A 16646-nucleotide genomic window follows, 5' to 3' on the forward strand; every position below is an offset into this window, starting at 1 on the left:
TGAAGCGCCATGACCCTGATCCATACCGAGGGCGAATCCAATACCGCCCAGGCGCGGCGTGACTGGAACGCCCGGCAGCATCACGCTGCCTCGGCCGCGCTGCTGCAGCGCGATGCCGACGTCTTCCTGCATCAGAGCCTGTCCAGCCCCTGCGTGTCGACCATCGCCAAGGCCGAGGGCATCTGGATCGAGGACCTCGCCGGCCGGCGCTACATGGATTTCCACGGCAACAGCGTCCATCACGTCGGCTATGGGCATCCGCGCCTCAAGGAAGCGATCCGGGCGCAGATGGATGAGCTGCCCTTCGCCCCCCGGCGCTTTACCTGCGAGACGGCGGTCGAACTGGCCGAAACGCTGGCCGAACTCACGCCGGGCGATCTCGGCAAGGTGCTGTTCACCACGGGCGGCTCGGATGCCATCGAGGTCGCGCTCAAGCTGGCACGTGCCGCGACCGGCCGGTTCAAGACCTTGTCCTTCTGGGATGCATTCCACGGCGCCGGTTTCGGTGCCTCCAGCGTCGGCGGCGAGGCGACGTTCCGTTCGGGTATTGCCGGGCCCCTCCTGCCGGGCAGCGAGCATGTCGCGCCCTGGGCCCCGCATCACTGCCCCTATGGCACGAATTCGCTGGAGGAGTCGGCCCGCGCCTGCGCCAGCATGATCTCCTATGTCCTGGCCCGCGAAGGCGACATCGCCGCCTTCATCGCCGAACCCATGCGCGCGACCCCGCTCGTTCCCGCGCCGGGGTTCTGGAAAAGCGTGCGCGAAGCCTGCGACAGGCATGGCACGCTGCTGATCTTCGACGAGATTCCGACCGGCCTCGGCAAGACCGGCAAATTCTTCGCCTCCGAACATGACGGCGTCACCCCCGACATCCTGGTGCTCGGCAAGTCGCTGGGTGGCGGCATCCTGCCCATCGCCGCCGTCATCGCCCACCGCGGCCTCGATGTCGCCGGCGACTATGCGATCGGCCACTACACCCATGAAAAGAACCCGGTCACCACCCGGGCCGCGCTGACCACGATCGCCATCATCCGCGAGGAGGGCCTCCCCGAACGCGCCAGGGAACTGGGCGATCACGCCATGAACCGCATGCGCGAGCTGATGGCCCGCTCCCCGCATGTCGGCGACGTGCGCGGCCGAGGATTGATCTTCGGCGTCGAGCTCGTCGAGGACCGGCAGGGGCTTCAGCCCAATCACGCTCTGGCCGAGCGGGTCTATTATCGCTGCCTGGAAAACGGCCTCTCCTTCAAGATCAGCCAGGGCAATGTGCTGACGCTGTCGCCGCCGCTGACCATCGCCAGGGCAGACCTCGACCGCGCGCTCGGCATCGTCGAAGAGGCGGTCCTGGCGGGATGAGGGCGCGATGGTGAAGGCGGTCAGGACCGACGGGGAACTCGAATGCCCCGCCGTCGATGCGGGGCTCAGGGCTCAGGGCGTCGAGCTCGCCATCCTGCCGGAAGGCATTTCGGAAGGCGATCTATGCGCGGCCGTTGCCGACGCCGACCTCTTGCTGATGTGCTACACGCCGATCACCGCCCGGGTGATCGAAGCCGCGCCCCGGCTGAAGGGCATCGTCAAATATGGCGTCGGCATCGATGCGATCGACATCCCGGCGGCCATGGCGCGCGGCATCCCCGTGGTCAACATACCCGATTATGCCGAGGAAACGGTGGCCGAAGCCGCCTTCGCCCTGATGATCGCGCTCGCCAGACGCTTGCCGGCCATCACCCATGCGGTTGCCGAACAAGGCTGGGTCTGGCCGGAGGCGCGCTGGCTCGGGCGCGATATCGCCGGCGCGACGCTGGGTCTGGTCGGCTGCGGCAGGATCGGCCGCAGCCTTGCCCGCATGGCCGGGGCCGGCTTTCGCGCACGCGTCCTGGGCTATGATCCCTATCTCGACGCCACAGCCATGCGCGAGACCGGTATCGAGAAAGTCGATGCCTTGCAAGACCTGTTGGCCGCCAGCGACTTCGTCTCGATCCACAGCGTCCTCAACCAGAGCACGCGGGGCATGATCGGAGCGGCGGAACTCGCCTGCATGAAGCGGACCGCCATCCTGATCAACGTGTCGCGCGGTGCGCTGGTCGACGAAGCGGCCCTGGTCGATGCGGTGATGGAAGAGCGCCTGGGCGGTGTCGGCCTGGACACCTATTCGCTCGAACCCTTGCGCAAAGCCGGCCACCCGATGAGCCCGCTCTACCGTCATGACAACGTCATCCTGCTTCCGCATCTTGCTTTCTTCACCGTCGAAGCCATGCAGCGCCTGGAAGCGGACACCTTGGCCCGCTGCGAGGAGATCCTTCAGGGCCGGCCGGTGACGGTTCGTTCCAACGACCCCCGCCTGCGAGCACAGCGCGCCGGCATTCGGTTTGCCTGAAGCATTTTGCGATCCGGCGGCAATCGCAAAGACCTGTCGAAACAAAGAGTTGGAGGCAAGAGCACACTCGTGCTGGGGCGTGCCTTGCTCGTGGAAACGCGTGAAATTGCGGCCTCGATCCAACCATAAGCCTGATCTTTCATTGCATAAGATAAATAGATTTTACTTATCGGACGCTTGAAAACACATTTCGCTAAGGCGTTCGGCTCCGGCCGCGGCAAGAGACAGGCAAAAGCGAAGAAAGCCGCCAAACGCTCACATCCGTCCCGAGAGGAGAACGTCATGAAATCCAGGTTCGCCCTGATTGCAGCCCTGATGTTAGCCGGCATGGCCGTTCCGGCCCATGCCGATGGCGTGGTCACCATCTACAGCGCCGATGGGCTGCACGACGGCACGCCGAGCTGGTTCGGCGATCAGTTCGAAGCCTTCACCAAGGCGACCGGCATCGAGGTCCAATATGTCGAAGCGGGATCGAGCGGCGTGGTCGATCGCCTGGCCAAGGAAAAGTCCAACACCCAGGCCGACGTGCTGGTGACGCTGCCGCCCTTCATGCAGAAGGCCGCCGCCGACAGCCTGATCGAAGCCTATAGCCCGGCCGGAGCCGACAAGATCGAGGCCCGCGACAAGGACGCCGACGGCCGCTTCTATGCCCTGGTGAACAACTACCCCAACTTCATCTACAACGCCGAGGTCCTCAAGCAGCCTCCGGCGAAATATGAGGATCTCCTCGATCCCAAATTCAAGCAGAAGCTGCAATATTCGACACCGGGACAGGCCGGTGACGGCACGGCCTTCATGCTGCAGACCTTTCATGCCTTCGGCAGCAAGGAGAAGGGGCTCGACTTTCTCAAGAAGCTCCAGGCCAACAATCTCGGCCCTTCCGCCTCGACCGGCAAATTGACTGCGCTGGTCAACAAGGGCGAGCTCTACGTCGCCAATGGCGACATGCAGATGAACCTGTCCCAGCAGGCTGACAATCCCAACATCCAGATCTTCGTGCCGGCAGGCCCCGACGGCAAGAAGACGTTGTTCGCCCTGCCCTATTACATCGCCTTGGTGAAGGGCGCGCCCAACTCGGAAAATGGCAAGAAACTCATCGACTTCCTGCTGTCCGCGGAAGCGCAGAAGCAGGTCAGCGTCGTCGCCAAGGGCCTGCCCGTGCGCAATGACGTCAAGCCCGAGGACGAGAACTACAAGAAGCTCCAGGCCATGCTGCAGGGTGTCGAGATCTGGAGCCCGGACTGGGTGGGCGTGCTGTCCGGATTGAAGGACAATGTCGCTGCCTACAATTCAGCCATTTCGAGCAATTGAGAGCCGACAGGGCGATGGCGAGCGCGCAGTTGAAAACCGGTCCGGGCACCGAAGCCAAGACCGCCGCTCCCGGCGGCAGTCGCATCGGCTTCGAGGACGTCTCGGTTACCTATGGTAACCTGACGGTTCTGCATTCCCTCACGCTGACCGTGAATCCGGGCGAGGTCGTCGCCCTGATCGGCCCCTCGGGCTCAGGCAAGACAACGGCGCTGCGCGCCGTTGCAGGCTTCGTACGGCCCTCCTCGGGCCGGATCATGATCGGCGAGCGCAACGTGACGCATCTCGCCCCCTATGATCGCAAGATCGGCATGGTGGTGCAGAACTATGCCCTGTTCCCGCATATGCGTGTCGACGAGAACGTCGCCTTCGGCCTGCGGGCCCACGGCGCCCGCGAAGACGTCATCCGCCAGCGCGTGCCCGAATGCCTGGCGATGGTGGGCATGTCCGCCTATGCGCGGCGCTTTCCGCGCGAGCTTTCGGGCGGGCAGCAGCAGCGTGTCGCCATCGCCCGTGCCCTGGCGCCACGGCCGCAGGTCCTGCTGCTCGACGAGCCGCTTTCGGCCCTCGATGCCCAGATCCGCCGCGCCATGATCGACGAAATCGCCAAGCTTCATACCAGCCTGCCCAACCTGACGGTGCTCTACGTCACGCATGACCAGTCCGAAGCCCTTACGCTGGCCAACCATATCGGCATCATGCGGGACGGCAAATTGCGCGCCTTCGGCACGTCCCAGTCCCTGTTCCGCAATCCCCCGAACCGTTTTGCGGCGGAATTCCTGGGCCGGGCGAATCTGATGCCGGTCAAGGACCTGCAGCCGACCGAGAACGGGCATGCCCGGGTGAGTTTCGGCGACACCTTTCTCTTCGCCCGCAACCATCACCGTCTCGCCGGCGGTAGCGATTGCCTGCTCTGCGTCCGGCCGCACGATTTCCGCTTTACCCGTGCGACCTCCGAGCCCAATGCCCTCAAGGCTACCGTACTGAGCGTGCAATGGCAGGGCGATGTCCAGAACATCACCTTCGAAACGGGCGGGCACACGGTTCGCATGACGACGCCACCGATGGCCGATCCGCCGCGGGCCGGCGAGAGCGTGCGCATCCATTTCGAGCCCGGTGACGTCACGCTGGTTCCAGAGGATCCCGCCCATGGCTGACATTGCGCTCGGCGCGGCCCCGGCGCGGCGCAATCTCGACGGGTTCTGGATCCTGCCGCCTCTTCTCGTGCTGGCGCTGCTGTTCTTCTACCCCCTCGCCCTCATCATCCGCGCCTCGCTCGGGGACGGTCCGCCCTCGCTCGCCACCTTCGAGCAGGTCCTCGGCTCGCGCCAGTTCGTCGACGGGCTCTACCACACCATCGTCATCGCGATCTGCTCCACCATCGGCTGCCTGCTGCTGGGCTTCGTCCTGTCGGTGGTGTTCGCCTTCGTGCCCTTTCCCGGCGCCAAACTTGCAGGCCGTCTGATCGACACGGTGATCGCACTGCCGACCTTCCTCGTTACCCTTGCCTTCACCTTCATCTATGGCTCGGCCGGCATTCTCAACGAAACGCTGATGCACGCCTTCGCCCTGCAGCTGCCACCCATCGACTTTCTCTATTCGCAATGGGGGGTCGTGCTGGCCGAGGTGACTGTTTACACGCCCTTCGTCATGCGCCCGCTCCTCGCCACCTTCTCGCAGATCGATCATGCCCAGATCGAGGTGGCAAGCAGCCTCGGCGCCCGGCCCCTGCGCATCGTGCGGAAGGTCATCTTCCCGGCCGCCCTGCCGGCCCTGGTCGCCGGCGGGAGCCTGTGCCTGCTGCTCACCGTCAATGAATTCGGCATCGTGCTGTTCATCGGCGCCAAGGACGTCATCACCCTGCCGCTGCTGATCTACAGCAAGGCGATCCAGGAGTTCGACTATGCGACCGCCTGCGTCATTGCCGTGGTGAACATCGCGCTCTCGCTCGGCCTCTATACGCTCTATCGCATCATCGTCGCTCACTTCGGAGGCAGCAATGCTGGTGTGGTCTAAAGCCGAGCGTGGGGCCGTTTGGGCGGCCGTGGTGCCGCTCTTCCTCCTCGTCTACGGCCTACCGATCGGAGTGATCGTCCTCGCCAGCTTCAGCGGGCAGTGGAACGACATCCTGCCCTCGCACCTGACCACCCAGCATTATGCCGACGCCTTTCGCACGGCATCCTTCGCTTCGCTCAAGGCCAGCATCCTCACAGGCATCATCGCCAGCCTGGCGGCGCTCGTCTGCGGCACCTGGGCGGCCCTGGCGCTTCGCCGTTTCAAGCCCTTGCCCAAGCGCGTGCTCGACCTCTTCTTCTTCGTGCCGAGCGCGGTTCCCTCCGTCTCCATCGGCCTCGGCCTGCTGGTCGCCTTCAGCCAGCCGCCCTTCCTGCTCAACGGCACGCGGCTGATCGTCCTGATCGCACATTTCATGCTGATTGCGGCCTTCACCTACGGCACGGTCACTGCCGGCCTTGCCCGCCTTCCGATCGACTGCGAACAGGTTGCCGAGAGCCTGGGCGCCCGCCCCTTCTACCGACTGCGGCGCGTGACGCTGCCCTTGCTCACGCCCTATCTGATCGCCGCCTTCAGCCTCTCCTTCGCCCTGTCGATGGGAGAGCTCGGGGCAACCGTCATGGTCTATCCGCCGGGCTGGGTCACCCTGCCGGTTCGCATCTTCTCGCTATCGGACCGCGGCGCGATCTTTGATGCTGCCACGCTGACGACGATCTTGGGTGCCGCGACCCTGATCGTGCTGATCACCTTGACGCGTATCTCGAGCAGGGTGATGTCGAGGTGACGCAGGACCTTGCAAGGCCCTCGCCCTCATTGCGCCAGGTGGCGGCCCTGCCCGTCCGGATCAAGGCCGGACGCCTGGAGACCTGCCTTGTGACGACCCGCACGACAAGGCGGTGGACCTTGCCGAAGGGCTGGCCGATCAAAGGGCGCAAGGATCCCCAGGCGGCAAGGATCGAAGCAAAGCAGGAAGCCGGCCTTGTCGGCAAGGCCGACAAAAAGCCGATCGGCACCTATCCCTACTGGAAACGCCTCGATACCCATTTTGCCCTGGTCGAAACCACCGTCTATCGCGTCGAGGTCAAGGCGACCTTGAAGAAATGGAAGGAGCAGGGCCAACGCGAGGTTCAATGGGTGCCGCTGGAGGAAGCGGCGCTTCTCGTCGCCGAACCAGGTCTTGCCCGCTTGCTGCGCGACCTGACCCATCGAGCCTAACTATGCGCGGTCCCCCGCCTCGCCAAGACTGCGAACGTTGCTCCAGGCCACCACCAATCGATCCGCAAGATGAGCAGCGAGAGCGCTAACCTCAAGAGCGCCGGTCTCCTGGACCCGCCACGCGCGCAGATGCCAATCCTCTATCCGCCGCCATGATCGAGGACTACAACAAGGCGATGCTGCCGCCTCGTGCACGACAGAGCTGGTGATCCACACGACCGCCAACGACAAGGCTCGAATTGCAGCTCGCATGTGTCTGTTCGTATTCTCCCTGCTGATGCTGGCTAGACCATCTCATGAATGAACATCAGGTTCACAAGATCTTCCAGATCGGCATTCTCCTGAAAGGGGCACATGCACTGATAGAATGCGTCGGCGGCATCGCCCTTGCTCTGATCAGCACCAATACAATTCGGGCTTTCGTCAACTGGGTCACGCAAGAGGAGCTGATCGAAAACCCGCATGACTTCATCGCGGGCCACCTATCCGCCTTCGCCCAGAATTTTTCCATCGAGACGAAGCATTTCTACGCATTCTATCTACTGGGCCATGGCGTGGTGAAACTGGCGCTGGTCATCGGCTTGTTGAAGGGCAAGCTTTGGTCGTATCCGGCATCGCTGATCGTGCTCGGGCTTTTCATCGTCTACCAGCTCTATCGTTTCTCCTACACGCATGGTGCCGGGCTGATCGTCCTCACCATCCTGGACGTCGTGGTGATGGGGCTGATCTGGCACGAATACCGTCTCATGCGTCGCCATATGCCCACCCAATAAAGCTCCGATCATTCACGCGTCCCGGAGAGCTGCGCGCGAACCGGCAGCAAGACGATGAGGGTCACAAGCGAGAAAACAGCTCCTGCGAGAAAAGTGGCTTGCGGTCCGGCCAGGTCCCATAGGGCTCCTGCTATCACGCTGGCGACGAGCAGCGCGAGGCCGGTAACCAGATTGAACAGGCCGAAGGCGGTGCCGCGCAGTTCGGCGGGCGCGGCTTCGGCAATCAAGGTGGCCAGCAGCCCCTGAGTGAACCCCATATGCAGCCCCCAGAGCGCCACACCCAGGCACACGCCCATGACGCCGGAAGCGAAGGCGAGCACTAGGTCGGCAACAACCAGCAGCACGAGGCCGATGGCGAGGATCGCCACCCGGTCCATCCGATCGGAAAGGATGCCGGCCGGATAGGCCGAGAGCGAATAGGCAAAGGCCATGATCACCAGCACAATCGGCACAAGCGCCAGGGGCAGACCGGCCGACTGGGCGCGCAGGACGAGAAACGCTTCGGAAAAGCGGGCAAGCGTGAAGATCGCCGCGACGGCAACCACCCACCAATAAGCCGTTCCGAGGCGGCGCACCTCGTCGCGCCGCAGTGGCATGCGGACACGGCGCAGGTCCTGCGGTCGCTCGGGCTCTTTGACCACGACCAAGAGGAGGCCGACGGACAGGAACGCCGGCACGACGGCAATCCAGAACACGAGCTGGAAGTGATTGGCCGTCATCCACATCAGGCCGATCGCCAGGAGCGGGCCTGCAAAGGCGCCGATGGTATCCAGTGATTGGCGCAGACCGAAGCTCGCGCCGCGCAGATGCGGCGGCGCAAGATCGGCGACCAGGGCATCGCGGGGTGCACCCCGGATACCCTTGCCGATACGATCGACGAACCGCGCCGCGACCAGCCAGTCGATCGAATTCGCCAGGGGAAAGACCGGCTTGGTGAGAGCGGCCAGACCATAGCCGAGAGCAGCCAGGAATTTTCGCTTTCCCAGCCAGTCGCTGAGAGCGCCCGAGAACACCTTGGTGATCGAGGCCGTCGCTTCCGCGATGCCCTCGATGAGGCCGACGGCAAGCGTGGACGCGCCGAGCACCGTGACCATGTAGACCGGCAGGAGCGCGTGGATCATCTCGGACGAGACATCCATCAGCAGCGACACGAAGCCGAGCGCCCAGATGCCGGCTGGAATACCGCTGCGCGGCGGAGAAGGCGTCATGGTTTGGGCTGTCCTCCGATCGGCCATCTCAGCGGTTCTCGTCCTGTGCCTCGAAGACGCGCTGGGCGTAGCTGTCGAGCAGCGCCTCGCAGGCATGCAGGCGCTCGGCCGCCTCCCCGGCGAGCGACGCACCGTAGAAATCGAGTTTCCTGATCTTCTCGAGCCACCCCTGGAGCTTCTTGAGGTCGGTGTCCTCTTCCTCCAGTTCGGCATAGGTGAACTTGTTGATCGCAATTTCCTTGGCGATTTCCTTTTCGAAATCGGCGCATCGCCCCAGGAATTCGCGATATTGCTCGTCCCGATCGTCCTTGAAGCGGCTTACGACTTTCTCTTCCTGCCCTTGATCGAGCGCAACCGTCTCCAGGATCACGCAATCCCCCGACAGGTCGGCGATATCGTTCTCGATCATCTTCAGGCGGCGGATGTGGTCATTGGTCTTGGGCAGGAGACACACGCCGTTCTGCAGATAGACCGCCCCCATCCCCTTGAGCCGCCGCCAGAGCGCGATACGCCGGGCAGCCGGCTCGGGTGGCACCTTGTACGTTAGCAACAACCAGGAAAGCGAAACCATGGAGCTCATTTTGATGAAACAGTCGTAACATTTCAACTGCAATCACGATGGTATCGCTTCTCCGCCGGAACAGCTGCTGGATGGCTCACGGGAGGAAGGCAACCAAGCCCGGCCTAGGCCATTCCGCCCGCAATCATTGGGACGTATCGATCCAGCGCCCTTCGACGCCGGATCTTTGTATCGCCTCGACCAGCGACTGGATGCGATGGCCGGCCTTGAAACCGAAGGGCTCGGGCCGTTTGCCGGCAATGGCGTCGACGAAGCCCGCGATCTCGATCGCCTTGAGGTCGTTGAAGCCGAGCTGGTGGCCAGGAGCAACGCAGAACGCTCCATAGGGGGCGTGGTCTGGGCCGGCCTCGATGCGGCGGAAGCCACGGCGCCCCTGCCGGTCGGACGTATCGAAGAAATGGAGCTCGTTGAAGCGCTCCTGGCTGAAAATCAGGGCTCCTTTGGTGCCATAGACTTCGAAGTCATGCTGCATCTTGCGGCCCGTGGCGATCCAGCTCGCCTCCAGACTGCCGGACGCGCCGCTGGCGAACCGCAGGAAGGCGCGGCCGAGATCGTCGACCTCGACATTCCGTCGGCCTCCCTTGCCATCGGGCCGGCTGGCGATCACGGTAACGCTGTCGCCCTGCACACGTTCGATCGGTCCGAGCAGGAACTCCGCCGTCGCCAACGCATGACTGCCCAGATCCGCCAGGGCTCCGCCGCCGGCCGGATCGTGCCGGAAGGTGAAAGGGCTTTCGGCGTCGGCCATGTAGTCCTCGGCGTGAATGCCCCGATAGCTGCGGATCTCGCCCAACTCACCGCCACGGATCATCTCGCGGGCGAGCGAGAACAAGGGATTGCACAGATAGTTGAAGCCGACCTGGGTACGGACACCGGCAGCTTGTGCGGCCTGCGCCATCTCGGCGGCATCGGCCGCGGTGGTGGCAAGGGGTTTTTCGCAATAGACGTGCTTGCCGGCCGCCAACGCGGCGAGCGCCATCCGCTTGTGCAGCGCATTGGGAGCGGTGATGTCGATCACGTCGATATCGGGATCGGCGATCAGGGTTTTCCAGTCGCCCGACGACGTGCTGAAGCCGAGCGTCTGCGCCGCAGCGGCGGCCAGTTCCTCGCTGCGGTCGGCGACCGTGTGCAGCACGATGTCATAGTCGAGGTCGAAGACCCGCTGTGCGGCTGCAAAGCCGAAAACATGGGTCTTGCCCATGAAACCCGTGCCGATGAGGCCGATTCTGAGTTGCTGCTTAGGAGTTGGCATTGAGCTGTTCTTTGTTGACGACAAGGGCCGGGTCGATGGTGCCGGAAAAGAAATCGAGCACGTTCTGCACCGAAGAAATGGCCATCCGCTCGGCGCACTCAGCCGTCAGGCCGGCGATGTGCGGCGTCAGGATGACCTCATCGAGCCCGAACAAGGGGTGATCGGCAAGAGGAGGTTCGTCATCGAAAACATCAAGACCGGCGGCCGAAATCCTTCCCTGGCGCAGTGCCTCCAGCAGGGCCGCCTCGTCAACCACGCCTCCGCGCGCAGTATTGACGACAATTGCGGAGGGTTTCATTGCCGCGAGTTCCCCGGCACCGATCGTCGGGCAGGCGGCCTTGGGCACATGCACCGATATGGCGTCGGCCCAGCCCAATCCGACGGCAAGGTCATCGACGGGAGCAACCGGCCCCTCCGGCCAGCCGGCGGCCTGCAGGTACGGGTCATATGCCCTGATCTCCATGCCGAAGACTCCGGCATATCGGGCAAGCTGGCGCCCCGTCCGGCCAAATCCCATGATGAGAAGGCGTTTTCCGGATAGTTCGGTCGCTTCGAGCCTGTTGCGCCAGGTCCAGTTGCCTTCGCGCACGCTGGCATCGGCCCGCAGCAGCTTCTTGGCGCAGGCGAGCAGCAGCAGCATCGCGTGCTCGGCCACCGAGACCGAATTGACATCGCCCACGATCGCAAGCGCGATGCCCCTGCCGTTCAGTGCGGGCAGGTCGACGGCGTCATAGCCGACGCCGTGCCGCGAAACGATCTTGAGCCTGTCGGCCTGCGCGATGATGGGGGCCGAGAGAGGTTGCGTGCGAATGACCAGGCCGTCCGCAGCGGCGATGAAAGGGGCGTAGCTTTCCTCCGAGACCTCTTCGACATAGTCGAACGTCACCTCGGGAGCATCACGCAGCAATGCGATTCCGCTCGGATGCAATTTGCCGGCGACGAGTACGTGCGGCATCGTTTCCTCCGGCCCAGCGCTGGTGGCTGGTTCTGTCGAACGTTTCATGCCCGCGATGGGGGGAGCGCCATCATGCTCGCTCATGAGCGGGAGCCTGCCTCCTGCAAGGCATTTCGCAATGGTGATTGCAAATATGTTGCATTGTCAATAATCATTTCGTAAGCAATGGAAAAATCGCGGTTGCGTGGGAGGAACACGATGCCGGCAACACTCCGCCTCACCATGGCCCAGGCCCTGGTCCGTTATCTGTGCAATCAGTTTACAGTCGTAGAGGGCGCGAAAGTTCCGCTCTTTCCAGGTGTTTTCGCGATCTTCGGGCATGGCAACGTCACCTGCCTGTCGGAGGCCCTGGAGGCGGTCAAGGACACTTTGCCGACCTGGCGCGGCCAGAACGAGCAATCGATGGCCCTGGCGGCAATCGGCTTCGCCAAGGCCAAACGCCGACGCCAGATCATGGTGGCGGCGAGCTCGATCGGCCCCGGTGCGCTCAACATGGTCACCGCGGCCGGCGTCGCCCATTCCAACCGCCTGCCGGTGCTGCTGCTCTCCGGCGACACTTTCGTCAATCGCCGCCCCGATCCCGTCATGCAGCAGGTGGAGCATTTCGGTGACCCCACCATCAACGTCAACGACGCCTTCAAGGCCGTGACGCGCTATTGGGACCGCATCGTCCATCCCGAGCAGATCATCTCCTCGCTGCCGCAGGCCGTCGGCGTGCTGCTGGATCCGGCCGATTGCGGGCCCGCCTTTGTCGCGCTGCCGCAGGACGTCCAGGAAATGGCCTGGGACTATCCGGAAGCGTTCTTCGAGCCTGCCGTGCACAAGATCCCAAGGCCGCGCCCGGATCGCGATCGCCTCCAGGAAGCCGTGAAGATCCTGCAACAGGCAAAGCGGCCGCTCATCATTTCAGGCGGCGGCGTGCGCTATTCCGGCGCCGAAAAGGCCCTGGCCGAGTTTGCCGCGAAGCGGGGCATTCCGCTCGCCGAGACCATTGCCGGCAAGGGCGCGCTCACCCATGACCATCCCGCCCATGTCGGGCCGATCGGCATCGTCGGTTCGACTTCCGCCAATGCCCTGGCCAGCGAGGCCGATGTGATCCTCGCCATCGGCACGCGCCTGATGGATTTCACCACCGGCTCCTGGACCGCCTTCTCGCAGACGGCGAAATTCATCTCGATCAACGCGGCGCGCTGGGATGCCACCAAGCATCGGGCGCTGGCGGTGGTCGGCGATGCCCTGGAAACCGTCGGGGAATTGGCGGATGCACTTGGCGATTGGACGGCGCCGGCGGCCTGGACGCAGAAGGGCGTGGCGGAATTCGCCAAATGGAATGCCATGCTCGATGGCTTCCAAAAGCCTACCAACGAGCCGGTCCCCACCTACGCACAGGTCGTCGGGGTGGTGAATGCCAAGGCCGGCAACCGGGACCTGCTCATCACCGCTGCCGGCGGCCTGCCCGGCGAAGTCATGAAGAACTGGCGGGTCAAGGAGCCCAACACCTTCGACTGCGAGTTCGGCTTTTCCTGCATGGGCTATGAGATCGCCGCGGGCTGGGGCGCGGCAATGGCCGATCCGACGCGCACGCCGATCGTCATGGTCGGCGACGGCACCTACATGATGATGAACTCGGACATCTATTCGACCGTTCTGAGCGGCCACAAGATCATTGTGATCGTCTGCGACAATGGCGGCTATGCCGTGATCAACCGGCTGCAGAATGCCAAGGGCGGAGCTTCCTTCAACAATCTGATCAAGGATTGCCGGGTGAAGGAGCCCTTTGCGGTCGACTTCGCCAAGCACGCCGAGGCGATGGGCGCCCTGACCCGGCAGGTGGACAGCCTTGCCGATCTCGGCCCCGCCATCGAATGGGCGCAGAACAACGACCGGACCACGGTCATCTCCATCGTTTCGGACGCCTTCACCTGGACGCCGGGCGATGCCTGGTGGGATGTCGGGGTTCCCGCCACGAGCGAGAGGAGCGAGGTACGCGAGGCGCATGCCTCTCAGCTTGACGGGCGCAAGCGCCAGCGTGTCGGGGTATGACGGACGCATATTGCGAGCAGCCGGGACTATCCTGCTTCCCAGGGCTGTCCTTTGGATGTGATCGACCTCGATTTCCATCGATGCAGATTTGGAGAACCTCATGAAAGCCCGACTTGGCATCGCACCGATTGCCTGGTGGAATGATGACCTGCCCGAACTCAGTGACGACGTGTCGCTCGACGAGTGCCTGCGTCAGGCCCGCGAGGCGGGCTTTACAGGAATGGAGACGGGCCGTCGTTTTCCGATGGATCCCGCGGCGCTCAAGCCCGTCCTGGACAAACACGGCATGAGCGTTTGCGGCGGCTGGTTCTCGGGCCTGCTGCTTGACGGCGATCTCGAGGTGGAAAAGGAACGCATCGCCGGACAGATGGCCCTCTTCAAGGCGGTTGGAGCACCGTGCATCGTCTATGGCGAAACCGCCGGTACCATCCAGGGCAATCGCTCGGCGCCCCTGTCGACCAAACGGCGGTTGAGCGAGGAAGAGATCAAGGCCTATGGGCGCAAGATGACGATCTTCGCCGAATGGTGCGCCGGACAGGGCATGCCGATCAGCTACCATCATCACATGGCGGCGCCGATCGAGACCGAAGCCGAACTCGATCTCCTGATGAAGCACTCGGGAGACGCCTTGCCCCTGCTCTACGATGCCGGTCACATGGCTTTCGCCGGCGGCGACGTGCTGCGGGTGATCGACAAGCACCATGCCCGCATTTCCCATGTCCACACCAAGGATATCCGCGCCGCGGTGGTCGAAGGCCTCGATCGCACCAAAGAGAGCTTTCTCGATGCCGTGGTGAAGGGGGCCTTTACCGTTCCCGGAGACGGATCCCTCGATTTCGAGGCGATCGTGAAGCGGCTGGCCGCCCACGGCTATGAAGGATGGTTCGTCGTCGAGGCGGAGCAGGACCCCGTCAAGAGCCCGCCGCTGCAGATGGCCAGGATCGGGCACAAGGAATTGCTGCGGGTGATGGCCGCAGCCGGCTATTCGGTGGAGAATTGATGCCATGAACCGCATGGATGGAAAGATCTGCGTCGTGACCGGCTCGACGCAGGGGCTGGGGGCTGCGATCGCGCATGAGCTCGCCGCCGCCGGGGCCGCCGGCCTGGTCACGCTCGGCCGCAATGCCGCCAAGGGCCAGGCGGTGGCCGATGAAATCAGGGCGCGGACCGGCGTTCCCGTTCACTTCGTCAAGGCCGATGTCGCCGATGTCGGACAGTGCCGGCACGCCATTGCCGAGGCCGACCGCGTCTATGGCCGGGTGGATGTCCTCGTGAATGCCGCCGCCTGCACCGATCGCGGCACGATCCTCGATACCTCGCCCGAGTTGTTCGACCAGCTCTTTGCCACCAATGTCCGCGGGCCCTACTTCCTGATGCAGGAGGCGATGAAGCTGATGATCCGCGACAGCATCGCCGGATCGGTCTGCAATATCGGTTCGATTTCCGAACATGCGGGACAGCCTTTCATCAACGCCTATTGCGCTTCCAAGGGCGCCCTGGCGACGCTGACCCGCAATACCGCCTTTTCGGTGATGAAGAACCGCATCCGCGTGAACCAGCTCAATGTCGGCTGGATGTCGTCCGATCATGAGCGCGAACTGCAGGCGGCTTCCAGCGGCGATCCCGACTGGGAGGCCAAGGCCGCGGCAGCCCTTCCTTTCGGGCGGCTCGTCGATCCCGCCGAGGCGGCCAGGGCTGTCAACTTCATCGTCTCCGACGATGCCGGGCTGATGACGGGTGCCGTCATCAACTATGACCAGACGGTGTGGGGCGGATCAGCCGGCATGATGCCGGTACCCAATGAAGCCCTTTCCCTGGCATGATCGCCCCACGCGGAGGTGTATGGGCGACCGGAAGCGGCCCCTCGTGGGCCGCTGCTCTGTGCAAACACTCGCCTAGGGTTGCGTCACGATCGGGATGCGGGGGTCGGGAGCCTTCTGCAGGCGTGCCGCCAGCGCCGCCGTCAGGGACTGCGCCAGACACATGGGAGCCGCCAGCGATCGTGAAAACGTATATTGATGCTCGGGCACCGCGAACAGAACGGTTGCGTTCTTGGCGAGGGGCGAAAGGGTTGAATCCGTTATCGCCAGGATGGGCATGTCCCGGGCAGCCGCCTGCTCGACGATATTGACGACTTCGGTCGCATAAAACCGGAAAGAGACGGCAAAGAGCAGATCCGTGGGCCGCATGGTGCCGGCGATATGGGTGGAAAGGCCGCCGCTCGCATCGAGGAGAACGGTGCGCTTTCCCAGCATGGTCAGGATGTAGCGGGTGAGATCGACGATCGGCGCCGAGCGAAGCTGGCCGACCAGATAGATGGTGTCGGCCTTCTCCATCAGGTCGACGGCCTTTTCGATGGTCTCTCCCGTCGTCAGGTTCAGCAGCTCCTGCAAGGCGTCGATGTCGCGCAGGACCAGATCGTGCAGGAAGCCCCAGCCGCCGACATTCTCCCGGTCGCTCAGCTCCGACTCCAGGGCTTTGATTCTGGCCTGGAAGCCAGGGGCGGCCGTCGACAGGCGTCGCTGGAAGACCGCCTGCACCTCCTTGAAGCCCTTATAGCCCAGCATCTGGGCGAAACGAACGAAACTGGAGGCATGGATGCCGCAGGTGTCCGCGATGGCGTTGAGCGACATCACCGCGACATCATTGGGATTTTGGGTCAGGTAAACGGCTATATTCTGATAGGCCTTGCTCATCCCGTCATACTTGTCGTGGATGACCCGAATTAGGTCCTCGTAGTCTTGCGGGACACTGTCGGCGCCCATGAATATATCCTTCTCCAATCACCGGCAGCTTGGGAAAATGCCGCATGCAAATCGCGCTTTATCACAGGTATGCCGCGCAGCGTTAGCCACGCGGCATGTCCGGACTGCCCGCAGGATGGCCCGGAAGATCGACGGGCCTTGCAGGCTGTATGGAGCG

The 16646-nt window shown here is 63.6% G+C and carries 16 protein-coding genes; 11 read left to right on the forward strand and 5 right to left on the reverse strand.

The window, feature by feature from the left end:
• Positions 1-9 precede the first annotated feature (9 nt).
• The 8 genes from pbfA to ACIGJE_RS31165 all read left to right on the forward strand — a co-directional run bounded on the left by pbfA (position 10) and on the right by ACIGJE_RS31165 (position 7686).
• The gene (pbfA, locus tag ACIGJE_RS31130) at positions 10-1356 is read left to right on the forward strand and encodes a (R)-1-hydroxy-2-aminoethylphosphonate ammonia-lyase (RefSeq protein WP_483680543.1); all 1347 of its coding nucleotides are present in this window, start codon (positions 10-12) and stop codon (positions 1354-1356) included.
• A 7-nt stretch (positions 1357-1363) separates the two neighbouring features.
• On the forward strand, positions 1364-2377 hold the full coding sequence (locus ACIGJE_RS31135) for a 2-hydroxyacid dehydrogenase (protein ID WP_483680545.1): 1014 nt from the start codon (positions 1364-1366) through the stop codon (positions 2375-2377).
• 282 nt (positions 2378-2659) lie between these two features.
• A complete protein-coding gene (locus ACIGJE_RS31140; RefSeq protein ID WP_483680547.1) occupies positions 2660-3688 on the forward strand; it encodes a 2-aminoethylphosphonate ABC transporter substrate-binding protein in 1029 nt (342 codons plus the stop codon).
• A 29-nt stretch (positions 3689-3717) separates the two neighbouring features.
• The gene (locus tag ACIGJE_RS31145) at positions 3718-4842 is read left to right on the forward strand and encodes an ABC transporter ATP-binding protein (protein WP_483680549.1); all 1125 of its coding nucleotides are present in this window, start codon (positions 3718-3720) and stop codon (positions 4840-4842) included.
• Positions 4835-5701: a 2-aminoethylphosphonate ABC transporter permease subunit gene (locus tag ACIGJE_RS31150; protein WP_311936897.1), complete on the forward strand. Its 867-nt coding sequence runs from the start codon at positions 4835-4837 to the stop codon at positions 5699-5701. Before ACIGJE_RS31145 ends, ACIGJE_RS31150 begins: the two co-directional genes overlap by 8 nt.
• A complete protein-coding gene (locus tag ACIGJE_RS31155) occupies positions 5685-6482 on the forward strand; it encodes an ABC transporter permease subunit (RefSeq protein WP_311936900.1) in 798 nt (265 codons plus the stop codon). The genes ACIGJE_RS31150 and ACIGJE_RS31155 overlap by 17 nt, the downstream gene beginning before the upstream one ends.
• Entirely contained in the window at positions 6479-6913 is a 435-nt protein-coding gene (locus tag ACIGJE_RS31160) for an NUDIX hydrolase (RefSeq protein ID WP_311936902.1), read from the forward strand. Before ACIGJE_RS31155 ends, ACIGJE_RS31160 begins: the two co-directional genes overlap by 4 nt.
• 296 nt (positions 6914-7209) lie before the next feature.
• Entirely contained in the window at positions 7210-7686 is a 477-nt protein-coding gene (locus ACIGJE_RS31165; protein ID WP_311936904.1) for a DUF2127 domain-containing protein, read from the forward strand.
• Positions 7687-7694: 8 nt separating this feature from the next.
• Here ACIGJE_RS31165 and ACIGJE_RS31170 read toward each other — a convergent pair whose 3' ends face one another.
• The 4 genes from ACIGJE_RS31170 to ACIGJE_RS31185 all read right to left on the reverse strand — a co-directional run bounded on the left by ACIGJE_RS31170 (position 7695) and on the right by ACIGJE_RS31185 (position 11681).
• Positions 7695-8894 carry an MFS transporter gene (locus ACIGJE_RS31170; protein WP_415081012.1) on the reverse strand — a complete coding sequence of 400 codons (1200 nt, stop codon included), beginning with the start codon at positions 8892-8894 and terminating at the stop codon, positions 7695-7697.
• Positions 8895-8922: 28 nt separating this feature from the next.
• Positions 8923-9465 carry a Chromate resistance protein ChrB gene (locus tag ACIGJE_RS31175; RefSeq protein ID WP_394311492.1) on the reverse strand — a complete coding sequence of 181 codons (543 nt, stop codon included), beginning with the start codon at positions 9463-9465 and terminating at the stop codon, positions 8923-8925.
• A gap of 133 nt (positions 9466-9598) precedes the next feature.
• Positions 9599-10726 (reverse strand): Gfo/Idh/MocA family protein, encoded by a 1128-nt coding sequence (locus tag ACIGJE_RS31180; protein WP_415081009.1) that lies wholly within the window; start codon positions 10724-10726, stop codon positions 9599-9601.
• Positions 10713-11681 (reverse strand): hydroxyacid dehydrogenase, encoded by a 969-nt coding sequence (locus ACIGJE_RS31185; RefSeq protein ID WP_483680552.1) that lies wholly within the window; start codon positions 11679-11681, stop codon positions 10713-10715. The genes ACIGJE_RS31180 and ACIGJE_RS31185 overlap by 14 nt, the downstream gene beginning before the upstream one ends.
• Positions 11682-11879: 198 nt before the next feature.
• Here ACIGJE_RS31185 and iolD point away from each other — a divergent pair, with 198 nt between their 5' ends.
• From iolD to ACIGJE_RS31200, 3 genes are all read left to right on the forward strand, one after another.
• The gene (iolD, locus tag ACIGJE_RS31190; RefSeq protein ID WP_415081005.1) at positions 11880-13724 is read left to right on the forward strand and encodes a 3D-(3,5/4)-trihydroxycyclohexane-1,2-dione acylhydrolase (decyclizing); all 1845 of its coding nucleotides are present in this window, start codon (positions 11880-11882) and stop codon (positions 13722-13724) included.
• A 100-nt stretch (positions 13725-13824) separates the two neighbouring features.
• Complete coding sequence (iolE, locus tag ACIGJE_RS31195; RefSeq protein ID WP_415081003.1) at positions 13825-14724, forward strand: myo-inosose-2 dehydratase; 900 nt, start codon at positions 13825-13827, stop codon at positions 14722-14724.
• Positions 14725-14728: 4 nt separating this feature from the next.
• A complete protein-coding gene (locus ACIGJE_RS31200; RefSeq protein WP_415081001.1) occupies positions 14729-15547 on the forward strand; it encodes an SDR family oxidoreductase in 819 nt (272 codons plus the stop codon).
• Positions 15548-15619: 72 nt separating this feature from the next.
• On the opposite strand, the gene ACIGJE_RS31205 is transcribed toward ACIGJE_RS31200, so the two are convergent.
• Complete coding sequence (locus ACIGJE_RS31205; RefSeq protein WP_415080999.1) at positions 15620-16489, reverse strand: MurR/RpiR family transcriptional regulator; 870 nt, start codon at positions 16487-16489, stop codon at positions 15620-15622.
• Between the last annotated feature and the right edge of the window lie 157 nt (positions 16490-16646).

Source organism: Labrys sp. E2SS-1L, from assembly GCF_057073705.1.

Bases quoted from the DNA above. Each gene is read 5' to 3' on its own strand.
- pbfA (WP_483680543.1), top strand. From the start codon at position 10: ATGACCCTGATCCATACCGAGGGCGAATCCAATACCGCCCAGGCGCGG.
- ACIGJE_RS31205 (WP_415080999.1), bottom strand. From the start codon at position 16,489: ATGGGCGCCGACAGTGTCCCGCAAGACTACGAGGACCTAATTCGGGTC.
- ACIGJE_RS31200 (WP_415081001.1), top strand. From the start codon at position 14,729: ATGAACCGCATGGATGGAAAGATCTGCGTCGTGACCGGCTCGACGCAG.
- ACIGJE_RS31140 (WP_483680547.1), top strand. From the start codon at position 2,660: ATGAAATCCAGGTTCGCCCTGATTGCAGCCCTGATGTTAGCCGGCATG.
- iolD (WP_415081005.1), top strand. From the start codon at position 11,880: ATGCCGGCAACACTCCGCCTCACCATGGCCCAGGCCCTGGTCCGTTAT.
- ACIGJE_RS31185 (WP_483680552.1), bottom strand. From the start codon at position 11,681: ATGCCGCACGTACTCGTCGCCGGCAAATTGCATCCGAGCGGAATCGCA.
- ACIGJE_RS31170 (WP_415081012.1), bottom strand. From the start codon at position 8,894: ATGACGCCTTCTCCGCCGCGCAGCGGTATTCCAGCCGGCATCTGGGCG.
- ACIGJE_RS31165 (WP_311936904.1), top strand. From the start codon at position 7,210: ATGAATGAACATCAGGTTCACAAGATCTTCCAGATCGGCATTCTCCTG.
- ACIGJE_RS31180 (WP_415081009.1), bottom strand. From the start codon at position 10,726: ATGCCAACTCCTAAGCAGCAACTCAGAATCGGCCTCATCGGCACGGGT.
- ACIGJE_RS31135 (WP_483680545.1), top strand. From the start codon at position 1,364: ATGGTGAAGGCGGTCAGGACCGACGGGGAACTCGAATGCCCCGCCGTC.
- ACIGJE_RS31175 (WP_394311492.1), bottom strand. From the start codon at position 9,465: ATGGTTTCGCTTTCCTGGTTGTTGCTAACGTACAAGGTGCCACCCGAG.
- ACIGJE_RS31150 (WP_311936897.1), top strand. From the start codon at position 4,835: ATGGCTGACATTGCGCTCGGCGCGGCCCCGGCGCGGCGCAATCTCGAC.
- iolE (WP_415081003.1), top strand. From the start codon at position 13,825: ATGAAAGCCCGACTTGGCATCGCACCGATTGCCTGGTGGAATGATGAC.
- ACIGJE_RS31155 (WP_311936900.1), top strand. From the start codon at position 5,685: ATGCTGGTGTGGTCTAAAGCCGAGCGTGGGGCCGTTTGGGCGGCCGTG.